At 49.2% G+C, this 25,181-nt stretch carries 21 protein-coding genes, 1 tRNA gene and 1 pseudogene; 10 read left to right on the top strand and 13 right to left on the bottom strand.

The annotated features are described in order from the left end of the window. Nucleotides 1–31 precede the first annotated feature (31 nt). The 3 genes from EO763_RS05295 to trmB form a co-directional block, all read right to left on the bottom strand. Nucleotides 32–745 carry a YggN family protein gene (locus EO763_RS05295; protein ID WP_039490339.1) on the bottom strand — a complete coding sequence of 238 codons (714 nt, stop codon included), beginning with the start codon at nucleotides 743–745 and terminating at the stop codon, nucleotides 32–34. A 148-nt stretch (nucleotides 746–893) separates the two neighbouring features. Then, nucleotides 894–1,238 (bottom strand): YggL family protein, encoded by a 345-nt coding sequence (locus EO763_RS05290; RefSeq protein ID WP_161528322.1) that lies wholly within the window; start codon nucleotides 1,236–1,238, stop codon nucleotides 894–896. A 1-nt stretch (nucleotide 1,239) separates the two neighbouring features. Next, nucleotides 1,240–1,959, bottom strand: a complete 720-nt coding sequence (trmB, locus tag EO763_RS05285) for a tRNA (guanosine(46)-N7)-methyltransferase TrmB (RefSeq protein ID WP_161528321.1) — start codon at nucleotides 1,957–1,959, stop codon at nucleotides 1,240–1,242. Between the two features lie 165 nt (nucleotides 1,960–2,124). On the opposite strand from trmB, the gene mutY reads away from it, so the two are divergent. The 4 genes from mutY (at nucleotide 2,125) to EO763_RS05265 (ending at nucleotide 5,804) form a co-directional block, all read left to right on the top strand. Then, complete coding sequence (gene mutY / locus EO763_RS05280; protein WP_161528320.1) at nucleotides 2,125–3,231, top strand: A/G-specific adenine glycosylase; 1,107 nt, start codon at nucleotides 2,125–2,127, stop codon at nucleotides 3,229–3,231. Beyond that, entirely contained in the window at nucleotides 3,228–3,500 is a 273-nt protein-coding gene (locus EO763_RS05275; RefSeq protein ID WP_005975842.1) for an oxidative damage protection protein, read from the top strand. Before mutY ends, EO763_RS05275 begins: the two co-directional genes overlap by 4 nt. A gap of 52 nt (nucleotides 3,501–3,552) precedes the next feature. After that, complete coding sequence (gene mltC, locus EO763_RS05270) at nucleotides 3,553–4,626, top strand: membrane-bound lytic murein transglycosylase MltC (protein ID WP_161528319.1); 1,074 nt, start codon at nucleotides 3,553–3,555, stop codon at nucleotides 4,624–4,626. Nucleotides 4,627–4,721: 95 nt separating this feature from the next. Next, the gene (locus EO763_RS05265; protein ID WP_161528318.1) at nucleotides 4,722–5,804 is read left to right on the top strand and encodes a helix-turn-helix domain-containing protein; all 1,083 of its coding nucleotides are present in this window, start codon (nucleotides 4,722–4,724) and stop codon (nucleotides 5,802–5,804) included. Here EO763_RS05265 and EO763_RS05260 read toward each other — a convergent pair. From EO763_RS05260 to EO763_RS05250, 3 genes are all read right to left on the bottom strand, one after another. Next, nucleotides 5,767–6,810: an alpha/beta hydrolase family protein gene (locus EO763_RS05260; protein ID WP_161528317.1), complete on the bottom strand. Its 1,044-nt coding sequence runs from the start codon at nucleotides 6,808–6,810 to the stop codon at nucleotides 5,767–5,769. The genes EO763_RS05265 and EO763_RS05260 overlap by 38 nt on opposite strands. A gap of 215 nt (nucleotides 6,811–7,025) precedes the next feature. Continuing rightward, nucleotides 7,026–7,856 (bottom strand): phosphoenolpyruvate hydrolase family protein, encoded by an 831-nt coding sequence (locus EO763_RS05255; protein WP_161528316.1) that lies wholly within the window; start codon nucleotides 7,854–7,856, stop codon nucleotides 7,026–7,028. 15 nt (nucleotides 7,857–7,871) lie between these two features. Further along, entirely contained in the window at nucleotides 7,872–9,095 is a 1,224-nt protein-coding gene (locus EO763_RS05250) for a Tm-1-like ATP-binding domain-containing protein (RefSeq protein WP_161528315.1), read from the bottom strand. A gap of 288 nt (nucleotides 9,096–9,383) precedes the next feature. Between EO763_RS05250 and EO763_RS05245 the strand changes: the two genes are divergently transcribed. The 3 genes from EO763_RS05245 to ansP all read left to right on the top strand — a co-directional run bounded on the left by EO763_RS05245 (nucleotide 9,384) and on the right by ansP (nucleotide 12,594). Beyond that, entirely contained in the window at nucleotides 9,384–10,013 is a 630-nt protein-coding gene (locus EO763_RS05245; protein ID WP_039490327.1) for a TetR/AcrR family transcriptional regulator, read from the top strand. 79 nt (nucleotides 10,014–10,092) lie between these two features. Continuing rightward, nucleotides 10,093–10,833, top strand: coding sequence for an SDR family oxidoreductase (locus tag EO763_RS05240; RefSeq protein WP_161530341.1), 741 nt, complete (start codon nucleotides 10,093–10,095; stop codon nucleotides 10,831–10,833). 309 nt (nucleotides 10,834–11,142) lie between these two features. Further along, nucleotides 11,143–12,594, top strand: coding sequence for an L-asparagine permease (gene ansP / locus EO763_RS05235; RefSeq protein WP_103157921.1), 1,452 nt, complete (start codon nucleotides 11,143–11,145; stop codon nucleotides 12,592–12,594). A 76-nt stretch (nucleotides 12,595–12,670) separates the two neighbouring features. Here the strand turns inward: ansP and EO763_RS05230 are convergent, their stop codons facing one another. Beyond that, the gene (locus EO763_RS05230) at nucleotides 12,671–14,824 is read right to left on the bottom strand and encodes an ornithine decarboxylase (RefSeq protein ID WP_161528314.1); all 2,154 of its coding nucleotides are present in this window, start codon (nucleotides 14,822–14,824) and stop codon (nucleotides 12,671–12,673) included. A 676-nt stretch (nucleotides 14,825–15,500) separates the two neighbouring features. Here EO763_RS05230 and EO763_RS05225 point away from each other — a divergent pair. Next, nucleotides 15,501–15,576: transfer RNA gene (locus EO763_RS05225), tRNA-Phe, on the top strand. A 189-nt stretch (nucleotides 15,577–15,765) separates the two neighbouring features. Here EO763_RS05225 and EO763_RS05220 read toward each other — a convergent pair. The 4 genes from EO763_RS05220 to EO763_RS05205 all read right to left on the bottom strand — a co-directional run bounded on the left by EO763_RS05220 (nucleotide 15,766) and on the right by EO763_RS05205 (nucleotide 22,318). After that, nucleotides 15,766–16,788, bottom strand: a complete 1,023-nt coding sequence (locus EO763_RS05220) for a tyrosine-type recombinase/integrase (RefSeq protein ID WP_039513545.1) — start codon at nucleotides 16,786–16,788, stop codon at nucleotides 15,766–15,768. Nucleotides 16,789–16,873: 85 nt separating this feature from the next. Then, a complete protein-coding gene (locus EO763_RS05215) occupies nucleotides 16,874–18,460 on the bottom strand; it encodes a conjugal transfer nickase/helicase domain-containing protein (protein WP_161528313.1) in 1,587 nt (528 codons plus the stop codon). Nucleotides 18,461–18,791: 331 nt separating this feature from the next. Further along, entirely contained in the window at nucleotides 18,792–20,579 is a 1,788-nt protein-coding gene (locus EO763_RS05210; protein WP_039513541.1) for an AIPR family protein, read from the bottom strand. A 263-nt stretch (nucleotides 20,580–20,842) separates the two neighbouring features. Next, a complete protein-coding gene (locus EO763_RS05205; protein WP_161528312.1) occupies nucleotides 20,843–22,318 on the bottom strand; it encodes a UvrD-helicase domain-containing protein in 1,476 nt (491 codons plus the stop codon). Between the two features lie 116 nt (nucleotides 22,319–22,434). On the opposite strand from EO763_RS05205, the gene EO763_RS05200 reads away from it, so the two are divergent. Beyond that, nucleotides 22,435–22,893, top strand: coding sequence for a hypothetical protein (locus tag EO763_RS05200; protein ID WP_161528311.1), 459 nt, complete (start codon nucleotides 22,435–22,437; stop codon nucleotides 22,891–22,893). Between the two features lie 34 nt (nucleotides 22,894–22,927). Here the strand turns inward: EO763_RS05200 and EO763_RS05195 are convergent, their stop codons facing one another. Beyond that, a complete protein-coding gene (locus EO763_RS05195; protein WP_161528310.1) occupies nucleotides 22,928–23,584 on the bottom strand; it encodes a hypothetical protein in 657 nt (218 codons plus the stop codon). A 321-nt stretch (nucleotides 23,585–23,905) separates the two neighbouring features. Between EO763_RS05195 and EO763_RS05190 the strand changes: the two genes are divergently transcribed. Continuing rightward, the gene (locus EO763_RS05190; RefSeq protein WP_161528309.1) at nucleotides 23,906–24,718 is read left to right on the top strand and encodes a hypothetical protein; all 813 of its coding nucleotides are present in this window, start codon (nucleotides 23,906–23,908) and stop codon (nucleotides 24,716–24,718) included. 108 nt (nucleotides 24,719–24,826) lie between these two features. On the opposite strand, the pseudogene EO763_RS05185 reads toward EO763_RS05190, so the two are convergent. Continuing rightward, a pseudogene (locus EO763_RS05185) lies at nucleotides 24,827–25,083 on the bottom strand (transposase domain-containing protein); the annotation flags it as partial. Nucleotides 25,084–25,181: the final 98 nt, after the last annotated feature.

The following is a 25,181-nucleotide window of genomic DNA, read 5'->3' as shown; positions in this document are numbered from 1 at the left end:
TTCTTTCTTTGTCTGTACTGAATTACCACGCTTACTTCAGCGTCTGCAACAGACTCTTGCGCTGGTTTTCCAGCGATGTGACGCGGCTACATACATCATTGCCGAAGCGCTGGAACTCCAGTTCCTGATTATTCCACTCGGCCTGAATCGCTTTCTGCAAGCCGCCGAGGTTACCCATCATCGCCTGTAGCGGGTTGCCGCCGCTGGACATCTGTTTTACGCCCATCTCGTTCAGGCTGTCCTGCAAGACACCGCCCATGCTTTGCTGCACGAGCTGCTTGCCATCTTGCTCAACTTGCTTAATCGCCTGATGGTGGAACGTCAGGCCATCGCTGCGGTGTTCGATAATACGGTTCATCTGCTGCTTGAGCTGTTTATCCAGCGTAGTCAGACGATTGCGCACATTGCTGTCGCTGCCAAGCTCTTGCACGATGACGTTATCCAGCGCAACTCGCGCTTTTTCAAGATGCTGCTGCGCCCCCTGGTCGATCCACGGCAGTTGCTGGCGTAAATCCGCCTGATAGGCTTTGGCTTTCTGGCGTTGTTCGGCGTTCAGGGTCAGTGGCGTACCGTTACGGACGATGTCGCCCTGCGGGGAAAGCTGTAAATTGCCGCTGGCGCCCACGACCTGTACGTGTTGCGGACTGATAACGATGTCGTCCTGCGGATTCACGTTGCACTGGTAGGCCGCCTGCGCTTGCCAGGACAGCAACATCAATAAACCCAAGGTTATTTTACGCGACATATTTTCTCCTGAAGAAAACAACGGCAGTGGCGGGAGAGCGGCAATCCGCCCTTTGATGAGGCGGATAACGCCTGAGCCAGAATCAGCTCAGGCATTTTTGCTTAGATCAAAGCGTTTGCTTAAACCAACGCTTTTATTTCAATCGACATTACAGCAGGTGTTCTGGCAGATCCCACCAGATATCGAACAGGTTGCTGACTTTCACGTCCGTCAGTTTCTGCTCTTCCAACCAGCGGCTAACCAGTTGGCGATGCTCTTCGGTGCAGTGACCGATTTTTTGCAGACAGATCAGGCCTTCCCAGAGCAAATAACCGCTGCCTTCGAATGCCAGTCCTTGTGGTTCAATGACGTCGTCAACGAACTTATCCATCAGCTTATCGATATCTTCGACGTTAGTGCCTTCTGGAAAGCGGAAGCTGACAGAAAAACCTAATTCCTGAAACTCATCAATGTGAAGTTTTTTACGTAAACGACGGCTACGAGCTTGTGCCATTTTATTTTATCCTCTCAAACATCAGATCCCACACGCCATGCCCCAAACGCTGGCCGCGTGCTTCAAATTTCGTCAGCGGACGGGACTCCGGCCGCTCAACGTACTCATTATTATTGGAAAGATTACGGTACTCGGTGACAGAGGTCATCACTTCGAGCATATGTTGCGCATAAGGTTCCCAGTCTGTTGCCATGTGGAACACGCCGCCGACTTTCAGTTTACTCTGTACCAGTTGGACGAAAGGCACCTGGACGATACGGCGTTTATTATGGCGGGCTTTGTGCCACGGATCGGGGAAGAAGAGTTGAACCATAGACAGTGAGCCATCCGGGATCATATTCATCAGCACTTCGATCGCATCGTGACACATCACGCGCAAATTGCTGATTCCCGCTTCCTGTGCAGACGCGAGACACGCGCCCACGCCCGGCAGGTGAACTTCAATACCGAGGAAATTCTGCTCAGGATGCTGTGCGGCCATCGTCACCAGCGAGGCGCCCATCCCAAAACCGATCTCCAGCACCACGGGGGCGTCACGGCCAAATAGCGCGTTAAAATCGACCAGCTCGGTCTGATATTCCACGCCCATCACCGGCCAGTAGTTATCCAACGCCAGCTGTTGCCCGTTGGTCAAGCGCCCCTGACGGCGGACAAAACTGCGGATACGACGCATCGGGCGCCCATTTTCATCAAATTCCGGTGAAATGACGTTGTTAATCATAAAGAGTGCTTACTTGCTGTCCGATTTCGTTAATGAAACGCGCATTATGCAAGGATACCGTGGTTTAGCAAGCCCACTGCCTCGGAAAGTTCCGGTTTACAGCACATTCACTCTGTGCTGGAATCGCTATCAAACTTTTTACCTGCCGGATAGTGACTCCATTTTATGATGCAAGCGCAACAGTTCGCCCATCAGGTGCTGGACTGGTACCAACGCTATGGCCGCAAAACCCTGCCGTGGCAGCTTGAGAAAACTCCCTATAAAGTATGGCTATCCGAAGTGATGTTGCAACAAACGCAGGTCACCACGGTTATCCCCTATTTCCAACGCTTTATGGAACGCTTTCCGAACGTCAGTGCACTGGCGGCAGCACCGCTGGATGAAGTGCTCCACTTGTGGACCGGGCTGGGCTACTACGCCCGTGCGCGTAATCTACACAAAGCGGCACAGACTATTGTGTCACGTCACGGCGGCGAATTCCCCACCACCTTTGATGAAGTCGCGGCGTTGCCGGGCGTCGGGCGTTCCACCGCAGGCGCGGTGCTGTCGCTCGCTCTTGGCCAGCATTACCCGATTCTCGACGGTAATGTGAAGCGCGTGCTGGCACGCTGCTACGCCGTTGACGGCTGGCCGGGCAAGAAAGAGGTCGAAAAGAAACTGTGGGCACGGAGTGAAGGCGTTACGCCAGCCGAAGGCGTCAGCCAGTTTAATCAGGCGATGATGGATCTCGGTGCGATAGTCTGCACCCGCAGCCGCCCCAAGTGCGAGCTGTGCCCGCTGAGCACCGGCTGCATTGCCTACGCCAACCACAGCTGGGCGCAATACCCCGGCAAGAAACCGAAGCAGACGCTGCCAGAAAAAACTGGCTGGTTCCTGCTGATGCAACAGGGTTCTCAAGTCTGGCTGCAACAGCGCCCCGCCGTGGGCCTGTGGGGCGGGCTATTTTGCTTCCCGCAGTTCAGCGAACGTCGGGAATTGGAACTCTGGCTGCAACAACGTGGTCTGAATCCTGATGGATTGCAACAGCTTGTCGCGTTCCGCCACACATTCAGCCATTTTCATCTGGATATCGTTCCGCTCTGGCTGGACGTATCGCAGACCGATCGCTCACAAAACAGGTCCTGCATGGATGACGATGCAGGTCTCTGGTATAACTTAGCGCAGCCGCCGTCTGTCGGACTGGCCGCCCCAGTAGAACGCCTGCTGAGGGAGTTGGCTCACCCGCAGTCAACACGTTTGAATGCCTGCGCAATTGATGAGGAAGAAGCATGAGCAGAACGATTTTTTGTACTTTTTTACAACGCGACGCCGAAGGGCAGGATTTCCAGCTCTATCCCGGCGATCTGGGCAAGCGCATCTATAACGAAATCTCTAAAGAAGCCTGGGCGCAATGGCAAACCAAGCAAACCATGCTGATCAACGAGAAAAAACTCAGCATGATGAATGTTGACGACCGTAAGCTGCTGGAACAGGAAATGATCAAGTTCCTGTTTGAAGGGAAGGACGTACACATCGAAGGCTACACGCCTCCGAGCCACTGAGATTGCGGGCTTTCGGGCCCGCTTACGTCCCCATTCCGACACGGCTTGTTATATGAAGAAAATGTTAGCGCTGCTGGTGATTGCACCACTGCTGGTTTCCTGTTCGGGAAACAAAGGGAATGCCGACAAAGAAGAGTTTCTCAAGGATACCAACGCCTTCGATATTTTGATGGGGCAATTTGCCCACAACATCGAAAATATCTGGGGGATGAATGAAGTTCTGATCGCTGGCCCAAAAGACTACGTCAAATACACCGATCAATACCAGACGCGTAGCCACATCAACTTTGATGCCGGTTCAATCACTATCGAAACCATTTCGGCAACCAACTCCGTTGCCAGCCTGCGCCAGGCGATTATCACCACCCTGCTGATGGGCGATGACGCCAGCAACACCGATCTGTACTCCGACGCTAACGATATTCAAATCAGCCGCGAACCGCTGCTGTACGGACAGGTGCTGGATAACACTGGACAGCCGATCCGCTGGGAAGGCCGTGCCGCCAGCTTTGCAGATTATTTGCTCCAGAACCGTCTGCAAAAACGCACCTCCGGCCTGCATGTGATCTGGTCGGTCACGATGCAGCTCGTCCCTAACCATCTGGATAAACGTGCGCACAAATACCTGCCGCTGGTGCGTAAAGCCTCCGAGCGTTACGGCATTGAAGAGTCGCTGATTCTGGCGATTATGCAGACAGAATCCAGCTTCAACCCTTACGCCGTCAGCCGTTCCGATGCACTGGGTCTGATGCAGGTGGTGCAGCACAGCGCAGGACGCGACGTCTTCAAGATGAAAGGGAAATGGGGACAGCCGAGCCGCAGCTATCTGTTCGATCCAGAACAAAACATTGATGCAGGTACCGCCTACCTGTCGATTCTGAAGAACAGCTATCTGGCAGGTATTGAAAACCCGACGTCGAAACGCTACGCCGTCATCACCGCGTATAACGGTGGCGCAGGCAGCGTGTTGCGCGTCTTCTCCAGCGATCGCGATCGCGCCGTGGGCATTATCAACAACATGTCACCGGGCGATGTCTACCAAACGCTGACGACGAAGCATCCGTCTGGCGAATCACGCCGCTATTTGTACAAAGTGAACACGGCACAGAAAAATTACCGCCGCTAATTCATGCGCACCACAGAACGCCGCGCTACCGAGTTTACTCCGGTAGCGCGGTTTCATCAGACCAGATATCTACAATAACGTTGTTGATAAACACAATGACCGCGATTCCTTTACCGTTTATTACCGCACTTCTGCTGGTTATTTTGTTTTTTCGCATCCAGTTTCTGGCTATTCAAAATAAAGAGACTAAAAAGCGCAATACCAAAGCAGAGGCGATACTCATCGGCGTGAGCTGTCTTGCTCTGACAGTGGTAGCGTTACGCTGGGGCGGCCATGTTGCCTTACCCTCATTTATCCAACCCGCCATTGCCGCATCGATTCCACCGCTGTTATGGTTGTGTCTTTTCCCCTATGGAGAAAAGGCATCTGAGGACGTAACCCGCAACCGTCGACGATCTCTCTGGCATCTGTTACCGCCCTTACTCATCCTTGGCGCAAGTGCCGTCCAAAGCAGAACAACCGTTCCACTCATCGATCTGATGCTGGTGAGTGTTTACTTCGGCTATGGGGCAATGCTGATTTACAGCGATCGTCATCGTCAAACGCCCTCTCCCCTGTGGAAAAGCGCACCGTTTATCGCCGGGCTGTATGTGCTTATCTCCGGCGCTATCGATATCGTCATCGCACTGGATATCGCGTTCTACAGCGGCAATAGCGCGGCGACCATCATCGCCGTATTCCACATCATCATGCTGGCGATATTGACCCTGCTTATCGTCACGCACGCTGCACAACACCCGCAGGCTGAGCTTAGCGTTACACATGACCAGAAGCCGGAAGCGCTGCCTGCTACCGATGATGAACACCAACTGGCGAAAACGTTAGATGATTTCATACGCACGCATGCGTTATACACCGACCCCAGCATGACGCTTCAGCGCCTGAGCCGACGCATGGGAATACCGCTAAGACGCCTGTCCGAAACCATCAACCGCGTGCACGGTCGTAATTTCTCGCAGGTGATGAACGAATACCGAATTGAGGAGGCCAAGCGCCTCCTCAGCCAAACGGATGCACGAATCACGGATATCATGCTGGAAAGTGGGTTTCAGACTAAATCAAACTTCAACCGCGAGTTTTTGCGACTCACGGGGATGAGCCCCAGCGTCTGGCGTAGTCAGCACCCACTTCGGGCACAGGCTACGGCTTCCGCCACGCCGCCTGAAGAAAATCGCTAATGTCCTTCACAACGCCCTGCTGAATCTGCTCACGCGAACGTGCGCCGCCATCGAGACAAATCATGCCATCCCCTGGGTTCTCGGCATTAATGATATCAATGGCACCCGGTTTACAAAGCTGCATGAAGCTAAAATGCGTCGCATCGGCAATTTCCTTATAGGCTGAATGCGCTGGTGGCAGCTTCTGCGCCAAATCGTGAGATTCCAGCTCGGCAGGCAGTTCCTCATTAGGATACCCAGCCGCAAGGATCAAAACGGGAATGTGTATTGCCGCAAGACTCTCTGCGATAAACCCTCGCGCCAGCCCCATATCCAGCGATACCACCGCACTGACACGCGGATCCGCCAATGGCTTATCAAGCTGCGCACGTAATGACGCATTCTTTGCGATATGCATCTTTTCATAGGCTTTGCAGGACGCCAGCCCAACATGCGTCAGACAATCACGCTCAAATTGTTGCGTGCTAAAACGCCCGCCCGCTAACTCTAATACCGTCCATCCCCCCAGCGAATGGCCAACAGCGGCAATACGCTGCGCATCAACACGCCCCGTTTTTTCTGGAGCAGCGAGTAAAGCGGTAATAACGCGGCTAATATCGTTGGGCCGTAGCCATAACTCCTGAGCCTTCTCAACCCGCATATCTTTAGTGGTCGTTCCTGGGTGATTGGGCGCGGCAACAATATAGCCTTGCTTGACCAACGCCTGTGCCAGCCAGAGTTGATTAAACCAGCTCCCGCCATAGCCATGTGAAACCACAATCAAGGGATATTCACCGGATTCAGGCACGGCATTTTTGCTTACGGCGATACCGGGAAATACAGGGTTCTCACCGATTATCGCAGTCTGTTGTGATGTTGAAACCGGATAAAATACGGCAACGTCCAGCGGCCTATTATTGGCCTCATCAGCCAGCGTTATTTGTTGAAACCCAATGCCAACATCCGCCATAACGGCAAAGCTGAGTAGTAAATTCGTTATCAATCCTATCGTGATGCGCCATGTCATACCTATTTCTCCGAAGTTTCTGTACCGTGAAAAATAGCAGTTATAACAATGGCTTTCTTCCCTATGCGACCTAAAACGCTATTTAGTACCTCTCTTTAGGACACAAAAAACTACGGCCAGCATGTGCTGGCCGCATTCCCTGATATTGGCGCAAAATTTACCTGCCTTTCTCCTACTTTTTAGGACACCGGCAGATATAGAGCCAAAAAAGTCTGTTAACGCTTAATTTTTTTGAATTGCTGTGTAGTAGCCGTTAATGCGGTTTCTGTCGGCAGCCGCTCCATAGAGCTGGCACCGTAAAAACCATCGCACTGCGGGCAGTGATCCATAATGAACTGTGCGTCATGCGGTGTTGAAATCGGTCCGCCGTGGCACAGCACAATCACATCCTTACGGATGGCTTTCGCCTCATGTGCCCAGTGATTAATCAACGGAACGCAATCCGCCAGATTAAGCGCGGTTTCCGCACCAATGTTGCCGCCGGTGGTTAACCCCATGTGCGGCACAATAATATCCGCTCCTGCTTTCGTCATCGCGACCGCATCTGCCGCACTGAACACATAAGGCGTGGTCAGCATGTCTTTTTCGTGTGCCAGACGAATCATGTCCACTTCCAGCGCGTACCCCATTCCGGTTTCTTCCAGGTTGGCGCGGAAATTACCGTCAATCAGCCCAACGGTTGGGAAGTTCTGCACGCCAGAGAAACCCAGCGCTTTCAGGTCATCCAGAAATTTATCAAACTGACAGAAAGGATCGGTCCCGTTTACGCCCGCCAGCACGGGCGTGTGCTTCACAACCGGCAGCACTTCTTTCGCCATATCCACGACGATCTCATTCGCGTTGCCGTAAGCCAACAGGCCAGCCAGCGACCCCCTCCCTGCCATGCGATAGCGCCCGGAGTTGTAGATCACGATCAGATCGATGCCGCCCGCTTCTTCACACTTTGCAGAAAGCCCCGTTCCCGCTCCACCACCGATAATCGGCTCGCGGCGCGCGATCATGTCGCGGAATTTTGCCAGCAGTTCCTGGCGATTCATGCCTGACATTATGCTTCTCCCTTCTTATTTCACTAACGCCCGAAACGCATCGACTGCGGCATGGGCAAATAAAGGATCGTTAATATGGAAAGGCAGACGAATAATCTGTCGTCTTGCCGTTTGCTGAACAATGCTCTCCAACGTGCTGATAAACGCGTCACGTGCTTCTGGGTGCCAGAATGCCTGATCCGGCGCATCCAGCGCGGAGAAACCGCCTTCTGGGATCAGGAAGCGCACGTCGCCTTCACAGCGGTTGAGCTTCTCCCCAATCCAGCGCGCCATCGCGATATTTTCGTCTATCGTGGTACGCATCAGGGTGACCTGCGCGTTGTGGTTGTAGAACAGGCGGTGGGCGTATTTCTCGGGTACGCTGGCGGGCGCGCCAAAATTCACCATGTCCAGCGCACCGCAGGACGCCACGTAAGGCACCTGCGTCTTGGCTATCGCATCAAACCGTTCCGGCCCGCAGGCCAGCACGCCATCAAACAGTAAATCGCACACTTCTGTCGTGGTGAGATCGAGCACGCCAGAGAGCAAATGGCTGTCCACCAGCTTTTCCATCGCTTTCCCACCGCTGCCCGTCGCGTGAAAGACCAGACAGTCAAACTCCGCTTCCAGCAATGCGCTGGCTTCCTGAATGCACGGCGTAGTAACCCCAAACATGGTCAGGCCAATCGCAGGCTTATCGTCATGATGCTCCTGAATATGAAACTTCACGGCACCGGCAATCTGGTGCGCGGCGTTGCCGAGAACCTGACGAGAAATGCGGTTCAGGCCCGCCACATCGGTAACGGAATACATCATGCTGATATCACTGGCACCGATGTAACCAGAAATGTCGCCAGAGGCCATCGTCGACACCATCAGCTTCGGCATACCAATCGGTAACGCCTGCATCGCGGGCGTAATCAGTGCCGTTCCGCCAGAGCCGCCAAGACCAAGTACCCCAGCAATATCCTCGCGGGACAGCATGAAGTGCTCAAACGCAACGGCCATAGCGCTAATCGCCTGTCCTCTGTCATGGCAAAACACCGCCGATACGCCCTGCGGATGGTACGATGCCACCGTTGCTGCGCTGATATCTGTCACATCTGACACCTGTGAATCCGTTGACGGCGGTGTCGTTGACAGATCGATCGTGACCGTTTTTAAGCCTGTAGCGGCAATCAGATCGCGGACGTAAATCTGTTCTTTTCCTTTAGTATCAGCGGTACTTGCAATATAAACGCTGCCAACTTCACTTCCCACTTGGTATCCCTCCCACCGTTAGCGAAACAATTAACATATTGATATAAATGACAATTATAAAAAACCAAAAACAGACCAGATTAATTCGCCGCCATATTGAGACTTGAGTATCAGAAAGACAAACCATTAAATACCCAAATGAGATAAAAGTCTCAAAATGTTATGTATGGCATTACATTAACAGTAAGAAAGCTTGACGTGGCACAAGAATCACGCAATTTGCTATAGTTCAGGCGACAACGCCGTGCTGCCCGATAGCGTCCGGCTCGAAAATTCAATGAGGTCTATGTGATTGAACGGGATGAAAAACTGACATCAACACGGGCGAAAACCCGTCGTTTATTAATTGATACCGCCATGAATATGTTCGATCAAGGCATATTCCCTTCCATTACGGATGTTGCTGCTGCGGCTCAACTTTCACGTGCGACAGCCTATCGTTATTTTCCGACGCAAAGTGCATTAGTCTCAGCGGTTGTCGGCGAAAGCCTTGGTCCGATTCTGGCGTGGCACCCGACACAGCCAGACGCCAGTGAACGCGTGTCTGAACTGCTGCACTTTGCTTACCCAAGAATGCTGGAGCATGAAGGTGCGTTACGTGCAGCGTTACATCTTTCACTTCAACAATGGGCCGATCGCCGCTCCAATCGCCTGCATACGGATACGCTGACGCGCGGCAATCGTAAACGCCTGCTCAAGATTGCCACCGAACCACTGGAAGGAAAAATCACGCCGGAAGCGCAACAGCGGGTGATTTATGCCTTATCGCTTATTTATGGTTCGGAGGTTTTTCTGGTGCTGAAAGATATCTGGCACCTGGAAGAAGACGGCATTCAGGATGTCACGCAGTGGGTCGCCAAAGCGATTTTACGACAGGCGGAAGAAGACGCCGCACAGGCCGATTCGCAGAAAACCTAACGAACACATTTATGCTGCGTCCCGCTCTGTCGCCGGATACGCAGCAACGGAAGCGCATTCTTTGCCAAGGGAATATATGATGCTGAAAAGTAAGCGTGCGATTGTCACCGGCGGTGGCCGCGACTTTGGACAAGCGGTATCCGTCTGGCTGGCTCGCGAAGGGGTGAAAGTCGATCTTTGCGCCCGCAAACTGGCCGATGCACAGGCCAGTGTCGACATCATTCATCAGGAGGGGGGTACAGCGCGTGCGTATCAGTGCGATATTGCCAGTCCTGATTCGGTTAAAGCCTTTTCCGCACAGTTGCTCGAAGACAGCGCGCCCGTCGATATTCTGGTTCTCAACGCTGCACAATGGCTAGAAGGCGGATTGGGAGAAGAAGACACCGATGCGGACATCGTCAGCACCATCAACTCCGGCCTGACTGGTTCCATTCTGCTCACCAAAGCACTGTTGCCGAGCTTACGTCGTTCACAAGGTGCCGATATTCTGGCGATGGTTTCCGTCTGCGGCCTCCCGCAGTTCCACGATTCTATCGCCCATCCCGCGTTCTTCGCTGCCAAGCACGGCATGAGCGGTTTTAGCCAGAATCTGGCGCATCATGTCGCGCAGGAAAACATTCGCGTGACGGGGTTTTATCCGCCAGATTTTGAGGTCACCGGCTTTGATGACAACCCCGTTAGCGGGGAAAAAATGGGCGAGCATCTGCTGAACGCTCGCTCGATATGGGAAACCATGCGTTTCGTGCTCATCCAGCCGCGCAGTTGCCATATCAACGCCATCCATTTTCAGGGGCCGACGCGCGCAGATATCGGCGTGTAACCCATCACATTTTGCACTTCATCCCGCTCCGGTATTTATCACATAACCGGAGCGGTGAAGGGTGTTCCCCGCCTGACACACCGCGATCCCCACGCCATCATGCTCTGACACACTTTCCTGCTATCCATTTTTTGCCACAGAACACAGGAAAAGGTAGCATCGCTGCCGTTGTTTTCTGCCATGCGGCTTACCGCGCTCAACGCATCATAAAAAAAACGTCGCAGACAAAAACGTAATCATTTGAATTTTAAATAATAATAGAAAACGCGTCGCCAAGAGATGCGTGACAGACAGGAAAACACCGAGTAAATGACACAACATTCCTCAACCAATAGCGAGCATCATGCTGCTCAGCAGCGTCTCCACGAAAAGGGTTATCACCAAAGTCTCGGCAACCGCCACGTACAGATGATCGCAATTGGCGGTTCCATCGGCACCGGTCTGTTTCTTGGCGCGGGGGCTCGTCTGCAAATGGCAGGGCCAGCCCTGGCGCTGGTTTATCTGGTTTGCGGCATCTTCTCTTTTTTCATCTTGCGCGCGCTGGGCGAATTGATTGTCCACCGCCCCACTAGCGGTAGCTTCGTGTCGTACTCGCGTGAGTTTCTGGGTGAAAAAGCCTCCTACGTCGCAGGCTGGATGTACTTTCTCAACTGGGCGATGACCGGAATTGTCGACATCACCGCCGTCGCGCTCTACATGCACTACTGGGGCACCTTTGCCGATGTACCACAGTGGCTGTTTGCACTGAGTGCGCTATCCATCGTCACGCTGATGAACCTGATCGGCGTGAAGTGGTTTGCCGAAATGGAGTTCTGGTTTGCGCTGATTAAGGTCGCGGCTATCGCCATTTTTCTGGTGGTCGGCACGGTCTATCTCGGCACAGGCAGCCCGCTGGACGGCAACACGCCCGGCCTGCACCTGATTACCGACAACGGCGGCCTGTTCCCACACGGCATTCTGCCTGCGCTGGTGCTGGTTCAGGGTGTGATATTTGCCTTTGCCGGTATCGAGATCATCGGGACGACGGCAGGCGAGTGTAAAAACCCAGAGCAGGTGCTGCCGAAAGCGGTCAACAGCGTCATCTGGCGTATCGGCCTGTTCTACGTCGGCTCGGTCGCGCTGTTGGTCTGCTTGCTGCCGTGGAATGCGTATCAGGCCGGACAAAGCCCGTTCGTGACCTTCTTCAGCAAGCTCGGCGTTCCTTATATCGGGACGATCATGAATATCGTGGTGCTGTCCGCCGCACTGTCCAGCCTGAACTCTGGTCTGTACTCGACGGGACGCATTCTGCGCTCACTGTCGCTGGGTGGTTCGGCGCCCGCTTTTCTGTCGAAAATGAGCGGCCAGTCCGTGCCCTATACCGGCATTTTGGTGACGGTCGGCATTCACATCATCGGCGTGGTGCTGAACTACGTGGTGCCATCGCAGGTGTTCGAGATCGTCCTGAATATCGCCTCGCTCGGCATTATCTGCTCTTGGGCGTTCATCATTCTGTGTCAAATGCAGTTGCGTAAAGCGATTCGTCAGGGGAAAGCCAAACCGGTGGCGTTCAGAATGCCCGGTGCGCCCGTGACATCATGGCTGACGCTGGCTTTTCTGGTTAGCGTGCTGGGATTGATGGCGTTTGATTACCCGAACGGCACCTGGACGATTGCGACGGTTCCAGTGCTGGCGATCCTGTTGATTATCGGCTGGCGCGGGCTGAAAAAGCAGCGTGAAGCGGTGAAACTCGCCAATCAGCAGGAATCTGATTTGCGTTAAGAGACCAACATCTTAGGGCAGAAAAAACCCAGGTTCGTTTCCGAGCCTGGGTTTCTTGGCTTACCGCTATCCGTAATTACTCTTCGATCACGTAACCGTACAGGCGCTTGCTGCCATCGTCTTCCGCGACGCTATAGACCCCCTGCAATTCCGGGGAGAAGCCGGGCAGCAGGTTAATTCCCGCTTCCAGCGCCAGAAAATAGCGCTGTACCGCCCCGCCCCAGGTTTCACCCGGCACCACACACAGCACACCCGGTGGGTATGGCAACGCGCCTTCCGCCGCGATACGCCCTTCCGCTTCGTCGATAGGAATCAGTTCGATATTTCCGCGCACAAATTCTCTATTAGCATCTTGTGGCAGCATCACCACTGACGGGAACTCGGTTTTACGGAACATCGCTTTTTGCAGATCTTTCACGTTGTGCTGAGCGTAAAAATCATGCATTTCCTGACACAGCCAACGCAGTCGGTAACCACGATAACGCTCTTTGTATTTCTGATACAGGCTGGGCAGCACTTCACTCAGCGGCGCATCACGGGCGATCAGTGTTTCGAAATGCACCAACGCATTCACCAGTTCCTGCATTTTTGCGCCGTCTTCCGCTGGCGTTAACAGAAATAGAATCGAGTTCATGTCGCATTTTTCAGGGATGATACCGTGCTCGCGCAGATAGTTGGCGAGAATCGTCGCCGGAATACCAAATTCGGTATAATCGCCGCTAATCGCATCAATACCCGGCGTCGTCAGCAGTAACTTGCAAGGATCGATAAAGTATTGATCCTCCGCGTACCCTTCAAACGCGTGCCATTTCTCGCCCGGCTCAAAGTTGAAGAAGCGCACGTCCTGCGCGATCGTCTCCGTATCATGATCCTGCCAGAGCACACCGCCCACCGTCACAGGCACGAACGGTTTGATGAGCGAACAGCGAGTCAACAGCTGCTTACGCGCCTCAATGCCCAGCTTCACGCAGTCCATCCACATACGACGCCCGCTTGCCCCTTCGTGCATTTTGGCATTGACGTCTAGCGCGGCGAACAGCGGGTAAAACGGGCTGGTCGAAGCGTGCAACATAAAGGCGTTATTCAGCTGCTTATGGTTGCAGAAACGACGCTGGCCTTTGATGTGCGTATCTTTTTTGTGGATCTGCGAGGTCTGGGAGAAGCCCGCCTGCTGCTTATGCACCGACTGAGTCACGAAAATGCCCGGATCGTTCTCATTCAGATCCAGCAACAGCGGCGAGCACTGCTCCATCATCGGGATAAACTGCTCGTAGCCGACCCAGGCGGAGTCAAACAGAATGTAGTCACACAGGTGCCCGATGCTATCGACCACCTGACGCGCGTTATAAATCGTGCCGTCATAGGTGCCGAGCTGGATGACGGCCAGACGGAACGGGCGCGGCTCGTTGGCGCGTTCCGGCGCGACTTCCGCAATCAGCTTGCGCAGGTAGGCTTCATCAAAACAGTGCGCATCCACGCCACCGATAAAGCCAAACGGATTGCGCACGGTTTCCAGATAGACCGGCGTCGCACCCGCCTGAATCAGCGCACCGTGATGGTTAGATTTATGGTTGTTACGGTCAAACAGCACCAGATCGCCACGCGCCAGCAGCGCGTTCGTCACTACTTTGTTCGCAGAAGAGGTGCCGTTCAACACGAAATAGGTTTTATCGGCGTTAAACACGCGCGCAGCGTGCTTCTGCGCCTTCTTCGCTGCTCCTTCATGGATCAGCAAATCACCCAGTTTGACGTCAGCGTTACAGATGTCCGAACGAAACACGTTCTCGCCGTAAAACTCAAAAAACTGACGCCCCGCTGGGTGCTTGCGGAAGAACTGACCGCCCTGATGCCCCGGGCAGGCAAACGTCGTGTTTTTCATGTTGACGTACTTGGTCAGCGTATCGAAAAACGGTGGCAGTAACGCATCCTGATAGGCTTTCGCCGCACGTTCCAGCACGTTCGCGTGCTCGCCTTCGTCATCGAGAATCAGCCATTCGCTGCCCGCAGGCAGCACATCTAATTCTTTATCTTCATCAGGCTCTTCGACAAACGCCGGAATATTAAAACCGGTGTGCTGCAATATCGACAGAATGCCGCTACGGGCTTCCTCAATAGAAACCACGACCGCCGCCACATCAGTGAAGTCGGTCTGACTCAACGCGACAATCTCGCGCGTTGTGATTAAACGGGTGGCAACCGCTGCATTCGCCGCAATTTTTAACTGTTTCATGTAACCAAACCCAAACGGTTAAGGGTAAGTGTACGTGCCTAGAAGACACCGTTCAGGGATAACAATCCCGACCAATCACAATGCCAATCAATAACGACAAGCGTATGATCCCTACAGGTAAACTGTAGGCTAAGAATGGAAAAACTGGAGCCAGCACCATCCGATAGACATCAGTAAAAGCAGAGCTGCACTCTATTTTTACTCATGCCTAACAGTGAGCGAACGAACGCCTCACCGCATGGTGAAAGGGGATAATCGACGGGGAGAAAAGTAAACCGCGCAGGGGTGATAAGAAGATACACGCAGTGACGTCATCAACGAGCTGGCGCGAGCGTGCTGCACCATGAGCAATGAATCTGACATATCGGCGATCCTCTTTTAGCTATACGCTAACTACGCTTAAAGGGGCGTTCAGGTGAACGAGACGTTAAAAACCGCGCAATAGTGGCATTATTCTTCATCAAATTCAACAATCCAACCCGCCCTTAACGCGGTAAAAGTGCAACGAAACATGCTGCACGTATCGGGAAGAAACATTACCGCGCTAAGCATGCTGAAAGGATCGCCAGAAATTGGCTAGCAAATAATACAATTGCCTGAAAATAGCGCAGGCGCTCCGCTTTGTGACAGAAACCCGTTGACGCCGTGCGGCCAATACGGTTTAATGCGCCCCGTTGCCCGGATAGCTCAGTCGGTAGAGCAGAGGATTGAAAATCCTCGTGTCCTTGGTTCGATTCCGAGTCCGGGCACCACTTGCATCAAAGCACGCTGGTTAAGAATGAGAAGCTTAACGGGCGGTTAATACAGGGTTCGGTCATAAAATCGTTCCGGTGCAGAGACAGTCGATAAGGCTGCACTGTGAATAAGAACTGAAATCCTCAAGATAGGGAATCTGCTCCAACAGATTCCCTTTTCTCGTTCGCGCTTATGGTTGCAGTGAATTACATTACTGTCAAGTCATGTAAAACGGGTTGCGCATAAATATCCGTATGTAACGCCAGCTCTTTTTCCAACGTCCTACCTACGATTTCCATGTTTAGCTCGACATATTCCATTGTTGTACTCACATTTCGATGCCCCAGCAGATCCTTGACCAACAGCAGATTACGCTCCGGCGTTTTCATCAATTCCGTCGCTAACGTATGTCGGAAACGATGTGCTGACACCAGAAATCCACAATCCCGGGACAATCTGTTGAAAAAAGATCGGATGGTTTGGTGTGTTCTCTTTTCATTGTACTGATATTCCTCTTTATGCCGACGAGATTTCATAAAACGGGTGACATCGAATAGGATATCGGAAGGTTCGGCGCCAGCCAGTTTTGCTCGCGCCAGTAGTGAGGCCAGTCTCGTACGTAACTGGCGAACGGCCGGGACACGCCATTCACGATGCGTTTTGCTCCCCTCCAAACATAGCTCAATGTAGCCCTCATCCAGATTGATATCCTGCAACCGAATATGCAGTAATTGATTTTGCCTCATTCCAGTGTAACGCAAGGTATCTAGCACAGTGAGCCAGTACCATGCGGGATAAAGCGCGCAACGCTGTCCCCAGGTAGCATGAGGCTTTTCGGATTCTATTCGCTGCATCCGCAGATAAATGGCAGTCAGCTGTTCACGCGTTAGAATTTTTTTCTTTTTTCGCGCTTTTTTAACAACGGTACCGTTAAAGGGATTCTTGTCCTGTTCTATTAAATTACGCTCTATCGCAAAATTAAATATTGCACGCATGTGAGCTACTTTGTTATTCCATGTATGCGTAGATAAGTTACGTTCCTTTAATAGATTCCTGCGCCACTTCAACACATCCCGGTGTGTTATTTGGGTGGGGAAAACTGATTCACCGATGAATCGACTAAAACCACTCACTACCTTCCGATAGCTAATTTCTGTCGCCCCACGTAAATTATGTGAGAAAAAATACTCATCAACGATTTCGTCCCAGGTCATTGACTTATCTGACATATAAATTCCTTTCTAATAAAGAGCACAAAATGCACCTTTGCTGTGTGCAGACTAAAAATTAGCCCGCTAATTAGATTGCCATACGTCAGGGCAAAATCAATAATGTGCTCTCGTCAGGAATACGATTCCCCCGGTAAAGTGATGACGCTTTAACCAGATAACCGTTAATGTTTTGATACGACCCGGTCCCGGACGGGGTACTGTATATTCTTGCTTGCAGGAAGCGCTTGCCATCAGCAACACGATGGATACCCAGACGCTCAAACGATGACTGTAATGCGTTGCGCTTCCCCTTATTTCCGGTCTCCTTCTGGAATTGATAAAATATTTCAGGAACACACAAGAAGACAAACCCGGCAACCATGTGAGCACGAGCGCCTTCTTCATTTATTCTTATTTTCCCCTCGATTAGACCTGTTGATAACCATTCCAGAAATATCGCGCCTTTATTATTATCTTCTCGGGTGTTTTCGTTATTTCCTGACGGAGAAATAGCGGATATTTCCAGCCCCGTCAGCGGGGCATTTTCATGCTCCTTTTGGCTGTTTATTTCATTCAGGACGGGGAGATCTACAGCGGGTGTTGCTTCAACGCCTGGCACAGGCGACTCAGCCATGCCGGAAAAAAGACTCAGCAGCGCCTGAGTATCACTCTGAGTAGATTCAGGAACCGGTTCTGTTACGGGTTGTTTTTCAGCAACGGAAACAGATCCTTCCGGTGTGGCTGAAACCAGCTCAGGTTTAAGTAATGGCTCATGTTTTTGTAGTGCGGTTTCTGGCGCTGGAACCGAAGGTGACACATGGCGGTTCACAGCAATGGCTGAACTACTATCTGGCAGCGCTGATGTAAGAGCTGAAGAGGCTAAAGGCTCCGGAGGCAAAACCGCTGCCTCAGCACTCTCTACCGCCAGCGGTGCCGGTGGCAGCAGACCTATTAGCGGCGGCGCACCACATTTTTCTGCGGCCGACTGTAACAGTTCATCAATCAGTCCGATCGTTGCGGGCCTCCCCTGCATACGCTGTGCCAGGCAATCGAACGCATCAGGAATGCTCGATAACCAGGGAAGTACAGATAATGGCAGTAACTGACCGGCCAGCAGCGATACCCTTCCCTGCGCATAGGATGGGGGTAATTTGTCTATACAATGTCGAAAGCGAAATGGCCCCCCTGGAATAGTAAATCCCGGCATCCAGCCCTCCCCACCATCCAGTTCCCCTTCCCATTCACAAAGCAAGGGCAAGTGATAAAATAAAGCCGACCAGAAGACCACCGCATTCCAGAGTAACCCCTGCGCGGCTTGTTCCTCCGGCGGGATACCCGGTGGCAATGTTCTCCCCTTGGCCAACCTGACAGCATACGCAGCGAACTGCACGGTCAAATCACCAAACGCGCCAGCATACGCCCAGTGCCCCTCTTTCGACGCCGGCAGGTTCTGAACACGACTGAGTAATGAAAATAAGGGGGTCAGATAACATTGGCGATAGAATGCCGCCGGCAACGCATGATTGTCGTTGAGCTGCTGGAGAAAATTTTGCCGCTTTGGAGACGCAATTAACGCATCAATGGGAAGAGGGATATAATATCCAGATGGGCAGGCTGATTCAGGCGAAATGGCTTCGCTTCGGGGAACATTATCCGTCCCAACAATAAAACGTTTTATTCGGTTGAACATGATTGACTCCGACCAGTAAGCGGCACAGTCTTGAGCGGCTCACAGATAAGAGGCAAGAAGAAACTCTTTATGCATTTTAAAAATTATTTGGAATAACTATTCATCAATCTGACATTACTAACTGATGGTTGTATCGAATCTCAGGGTAACAGTTTAATTATGATAATCTCGCATGAGTAATGAGGAGCATATTACATGCTGTCGATGCGTTCTCAGCCAACCGAATCACTTCCCTGATGTAGCTAATGCCTGAACAATAGTACGCTAACTGAGTAATTCAGAAAGGAGAAAAAGGCTGACTTATGAATAAATCAGCCTTTTTATAATTAATTTACTCTTCTTGTTGACTTAATAAATTCTGGATGTATCTCATGGTTGATGTTGTTTTCTCTACATTGGTAAATAGTCGAGCCAGATAAGCACCATCATGATTCTGAGTTAAATAGTTCTCTGTAGAACTTGTCAATGAGTTAAATTTCAATTGAATATCTTCATCGTTATAAACTGAGATGGTTCTTTCTCTCCATGAAGAATTTAATTTAAACATCATCGCAGAAATGTATCTATTTCCATGAGTAAGTATTCCGTATAATTTTTTATCTCTTTGTCGATTAATACTTGAAAGTTTTTCATGTATTTTCCTATCAATAATTTTATTAAAATTCACAGCATTTATTACGCTTACTCCTGACACTGTGGAGTTAAATGCAGAACGATACAATGAACCATCAAGATTTTCAAAAAACTTACCACGTTGAGACTTTAAGGTGACAACCGCACTAGGAGTTCCATTTGCACAAACCAAGGCATTTAGAGCTTCATCTATTGTTATTACTTTATCGGTGGCACCCTGAATTTCATTGGTTCGCAGTAACTGATATGTATAGCCCTCAACAATTAGATCCTTATTAAGTCTAACTTGCTCATACTCTTGAGAGGCAAAATCCCTGCCTAAGACACGATTCTGATGGTTATTAGCACGAGTAATATTTTTCACTAAATCATTATCATCTGTAACGATAAATCTAGCCTGTAGCCTAATACCTCTTAAATAGTCTTCTGATAAATTATTTTGCTTGGCAATCAAACCAATTGAGCTGACTGTCTGAGCGCCATTGATAATACTTATATCGTGAAAAGTAAAAAGCCCCCGAGCATTATCAGACGTATTTCTTCTGTGTGGATTAGCTTCCCTTACTAATACAGTAATTCCATTATTATAAAACCAAAAGTTATTTGGTTCATCCAGCACTGTTTTTTTAATTGAGTCGTTAACATCTGTTTGACCAAGTATATTTCTGATATTTTTTGAAAAAAGTTGCGTACCATGTGTAGACCACCACTCAGATATTTGCTCTCCAGTAACTGCTCCAAAGTATGCATTATGTGGTTCGATTATTTTCCCATACTCCATCAGTTCAACATCTTCGAGATTAATTGCTGAGAGTGACTGCCCCTGAATTGCACTTGAAATATCTTCAGCTGAAAAAAGATGCACCTGAAAAGGATAATCTGATGAAGACATTGAACCGGTATTTACACAAGCATCATCATTTAATTCAGATTGCCATGTTTGCATATCCGTTAATATTTGACTTGCTGCTCCAACTTTACCAGTATGGGCCATGATAAAATAAAACTTATAATCTATCGAATCTAGAGCGATAGTGATATCCTGTGATTTAGCCGAAACACGTTCATCAAAGCGATGATATTCTTCTCTCTGTAAATATGAACAAGCCTCTTTGAATCTAAGAAAATCAGTTAATGACCAAGTGCTATTTCCACTTTGGTTATATTTAGCTTGAACACAAATAAGTTTTTTTTCAACATGAGACACAAAAATGGCATCAATTCCACCATCATTCGAACTGTCGCATACAGCATTACTAGCTTCAATATCATCTGTAGCTCCATAGCATTGAATTGCGAATGCAGCTATAGCACGACTGGTCATTTTCTCAGTATATTGACTACTACCTACCGCACATTCTCGAGAGTCAATGTGTGATTCAAATCGTTCAAGAAGCTTTTGCCCTATCCGGCGAGCCTGGACTCCGGCAGTAGCAGAGGCTGGTACACTATTAGCACTTTGAGGTATATCGGTAACAATCGTCATTTTTTCTTCTCTATGTTCTAAAATGACTTCAATACAACAAAAATCAATAGTCGGCAATAAAACCAGTCAAAGAATCATCTTATCTATCGAGATTGATTTCTCTAGGCGAGTAAGAAAGCTATAATCCTCTTCGTTTAAAAGCAGCGTTGCCTCAGCACGTTGAACCCACAACACTTTAATTTGGCGATCAGACATAGTTGACTACACATAAAAGTATGTCATGTCAGATTAAGCTCGAGTCAGTAAAAATTATTCGGCAAAATTTATTCTTCTTCGTGCAGAACAGGAGCTTCGACAATAGGTTTATCCTCTGTGATATCATTGGGTTCCTCTTGTTCACAGAGCAGTTTCAATAGTTCATTTCGAACCAAAAGCTTTCGTGCACGAGTCGTCGCCACATACAGCAAATTAGTTTCATCCGTCCTGGCAGCGTCAGACAACAACGGGTCGGTAATATCCGAGAAATCATCGTTTAGGATTACCGTATCCCATTCCAACCCCTTGCTGCGATGCGCGGTCGATACCACAACATCGGCATCTTTTTCATTCGTCGTCGCCTGACGGCGTAAGACCTGTAATTTTTGCGGGAGCGGGAAATATTTATCCAGTAAGCCGATCGCCTGATTCATTTCGACGTCGTTGGTTGCCTTGGCGATCGATTTATACTCTTCAAAATCCCGGTATTCACGGCTAAGACGTGGTGTACGCATCCGTTCAGGCATATCGACTGAAAACCAGTACAAGTCTTCCAGCTCTTCCGTTTTATAGCCTTCAATCCCACCAACCCAATACACGCGCTTCTCTTTCATACTCTCGTAGAGCGCAGCACCAATGACACCGGCAACCGTACGGCTGAGCACCGTATAACGCGAAACCTTCGCAGGCAGCCGATCAACCACGTCGTCACTACCGCCATTGCCAATTACCGGATGTGTTTCCTCCTGGCGCGCCAGTAATACATTTGCCATTTCGGCAACAGCCGGACCAAATCGAAAACTCTGCGTCAGCCACAAACGGTCGGCCCCTTCAAGTGCTGGCGCATTCAGCGCGTTATCGGCCCCACGAAAACGATAAATCTGCTGATGGCGATCGCCAACCAGGACGACATTGCAATTCTGAGTGAGTACCAGTGAACTGATGACAGGATTGGCATCCTGCGCTTCATCAAACAGGATCGTGTCCCAACGTTTCGACAAATCGGGCGAGGATAACTGGAACAATTTCAGATAGGTATCATGCGTGACAGGAAACGTCGAATCGATGCGACTCATCTCATTCCACAGAAACTGTGCCGCCCCCAATATCTTGTCAGCATCCAGTCCATCGCGATCGTTCTCATCCGGAAGATGCTCATAACTGAGCGCAGGAGAAGCGCTACACAGAAAATGGTTTAGCGCAGTCAACGCCATTCTGACCAACGGCCAGTGCCGGGTATTTAGCTTCCGACCAACGTCGGTAATGCGCAAATTGGGCGTTAATCTCGGTTTTAGATGCTTGCCAAATTTCATCCAGGCCAGCTGATGAGAGGTCTTACACTCAACATTGAATGGAAACTTGCGTTCGGCTTCATCACGAACAGCTCGGTTGTAAGCAAGGTAGAGCATCCTTTGGTCCGGGTTTGCCTGTGCGTAGCGAACCAGCGTTGTCGTTTTCCCCGTGCCAGCAAAAGCATTAACGACCAGATGTCGCCCTTTCCAGTTGATAACAGCGGATTGCTCTGGCGTATCCGAGTAAGCCATGCCTGTACCCTATGGTGAAAAATCATGCTGGTACAGTGCGTGAAAGTATATAGTCCCGCCATTAAAAACCAATTCTTCACGTTGGAAATTTTTAGATTCGGGAAAAGGGTTTTCGCATGTTTTTTATCACCATGCGCGATATAAAAATTACTCTATTTATAAAAAATAAGGTAAAAAAGATGACAGAAGAAATAGCCAACATATTGGCTAACGTAAAGACCTCTTCATCAACCACATTCATTCCATATCGCTATAGCGATAATGACAAAACGACATTAGAAATAATTACTGAGGCGGAGAAAACCACCATTATATCTACGCAGGCGATCAAATTTCTTCAGTTAATAAGTACTATTCCTAATGCACTACACCTTGATGGTTATAGTAACGATGCAAAGTTGAATGGAACGGCATTACTTAGCATGAGTATGAGCGAATCATCCAAAATAATCGATCTCACATCAAAAAAAGATAAAAATTTAACCGTGAAAGAAATTAGCACTTTAAAAAAAACAATAGAGCATGCGATACAAAATCAGGCAGATTACATCACTGCATTCATTCCATTAAAATAGAGAAAGGCCGTGAAATCACGGCCAATAATAAAATTCATTTTATTTTCAACATCAAGTCAACAAAGGATTTTGAGACTTTTCCCGGATCATCTGTCCACATCAATGTATAGTTGCTTTCCTTTAGTTTATGAATAAACGTCTGTATATCCTTGGCACTCCCATTTGTATGAAAATATAATTTTCGCAACGTTTTTTCTCGCGGATGATGATCCTCTGGCAGTTTTTTCACACCAATCAGAATCGTTTTTTTAGCATCATCAACAATATCACTGATCTTGTTGTGTACTTGGGGCCAAACGGTCCTTAGTGTTTCAATCTTTTTTTGCTCGGCCAGTTTCTGAGGAATATTTTTATTTAATTCATCTAAAAGATGCTGAAAACTGAAGTCTCCCTTTCCGGGAGTTAATTGAAGCTCATCTGTCATAGCCCGTTCTTGTTCAGCATTAAAATACACGGTGAAGTTCCCCTGTTGCCGACTACCATATAGTTTTAACGTTAACAATGTATTTATGTTTCTCAAAAAAACGAAAAGGTGCTCTCCAGATGATTTTTTATCTTCAGGAGAGAAAAACACCATAAAAACAAAATGTCCACGACCGATGACAAGCTCAAAAGCGATCGTAGGTTCATGCCTTACCCATGCCGATGAATAGATCGCATGCAATTGATTAAAGTTAAATTTCACGCTCATATTTCGTATCCCTCCATTGATATCATCTTACACAGCCAACCCCCATTTTAGATGAAATCGCTTTAAAGAGTCTCTGAGTAAGCCCTAATTATTTTAATTACCACAGACTTAGCACCTATGCTGCCCCCCTAAGTAGCCCCCATAAATAAACAAATTTTCAAGCTTGACTTTTCCAATGAAAAATGAAAATCTTAAAAAAGGTCGACTATTAGCCATGGTCCCTTATCCCGCTGCCATTTTTCTCATATGCGCAAACGGACGTGAGGCTAAACATTGTTCGTCGGTTTTACCGATTTAATTGCGCGTATTGGAGAAGATGTCATGAAAAAACCATTTTTTAACCCAGCCTCTTGTTTAGCAAGCATTATCCTTGATATTTCAGTTAGGGATTTCTCCCACCCTGACGGGGAAAAACTTAGCGTTGATGCGGCAAAAACATCGTTAATCGACATTATCAGTCAGTCTGCAGGCTATAAGGGAGGGGCTGACTTCCACGAATTTTTGAAGTTTGCACAGCAGAAGGATCTTAGTCATCTTCCTACTCAACTCATTTCTTTAGTCAAACAAATTGAAGATGAGGTCGTACAGCGCTACGGGCACAGGCACGCGTTGGCTTTCCAAGCCTTATCATCCAAAGAAGTCAGCTTGAAAGTAGCAGATCACTCATCAGGTAATCTCACTCTGATGTACAAAACTCCCGAAATGCGTCTTTATAATGATGCCTATGGTCAAAGCTTATTCGCAAATAACGACCCAATAAGTTTTTATGAAAGCGCAATTCGTTTTTTTGAATTCCTTTTGGCTGCAGGTCGAAAAGTAACATTTGAGAATTTATCTACGCTGCCCAAGCTTGAGGGAATTTTACTACCACTTCCTAGTGATATAAAAATGAACATTCGAGCATGGATACATAAACTCCATATTCAAAACCCTGAATTAGACCAAAAAATCCACAAAAATAACAATAAAAACATTCGTGAAAACCTTCTAAAAAACAACCTTAAATTCAAGGAGAAAATATACCCTTCCAATGCACCATCTATATTTAGTTTATATGCGGAAGGTATATTGATCCCTAGAGTATACTTTGAAGAAGCATCATTGGTTGGCCATAGCCTACTACCATTTAAATAACTTCACCTATAGCTATATAAATTTATTAGCTTAGAAGCACTTCTACAGAAGTGCTTCTAAATAAGATATTGCATCTGGCGATGAGAAATTTATTCAATTTTTACCATGCACCTCATTCATCTTCTGATATAAAGGATCTGTACCAAGAGGTAAACTTTTACTCACGTCTCTACGTTCAAGCGCCATGCCAACAACGCACCAAACCATCATTCTAGAGGAAGACGGCGTTTTCGCAGGGTGACCACGCCGGACTCAGCAAGGCAACGAGCAATAATTTCTGGGTCAAGAAAATCGCTAAGAGAAGTCAGAGGGTTACGGGTTGAGTCGTAACGTGAAACGAGGTCAATGGCCTGAGAAATGCGCATAAAAAAATCCGGAAATGAAGAACATCTCCGGATTCTTACACAGCAACTGGATCGTTCAACTGATCCTTAACTGATCGGCATTACCCCCGAAGGAGTGC

Origin of the sequence: Pectobacterium odoriferum, assembly GCF_009931295.1 — a bacterium.
Taxonomy (GTDB): Bacteria; Pseudomonadota; Gammaproteobacteria; order Enterobacterales; family Enterobacteriaceae; genus Pectobacterium; species Pectobacterium odoriferum.
Note: the sequence above shows the minus strand (reverse complement) of the source record. Positions and strands in the feature narration are given on the sequence as shown.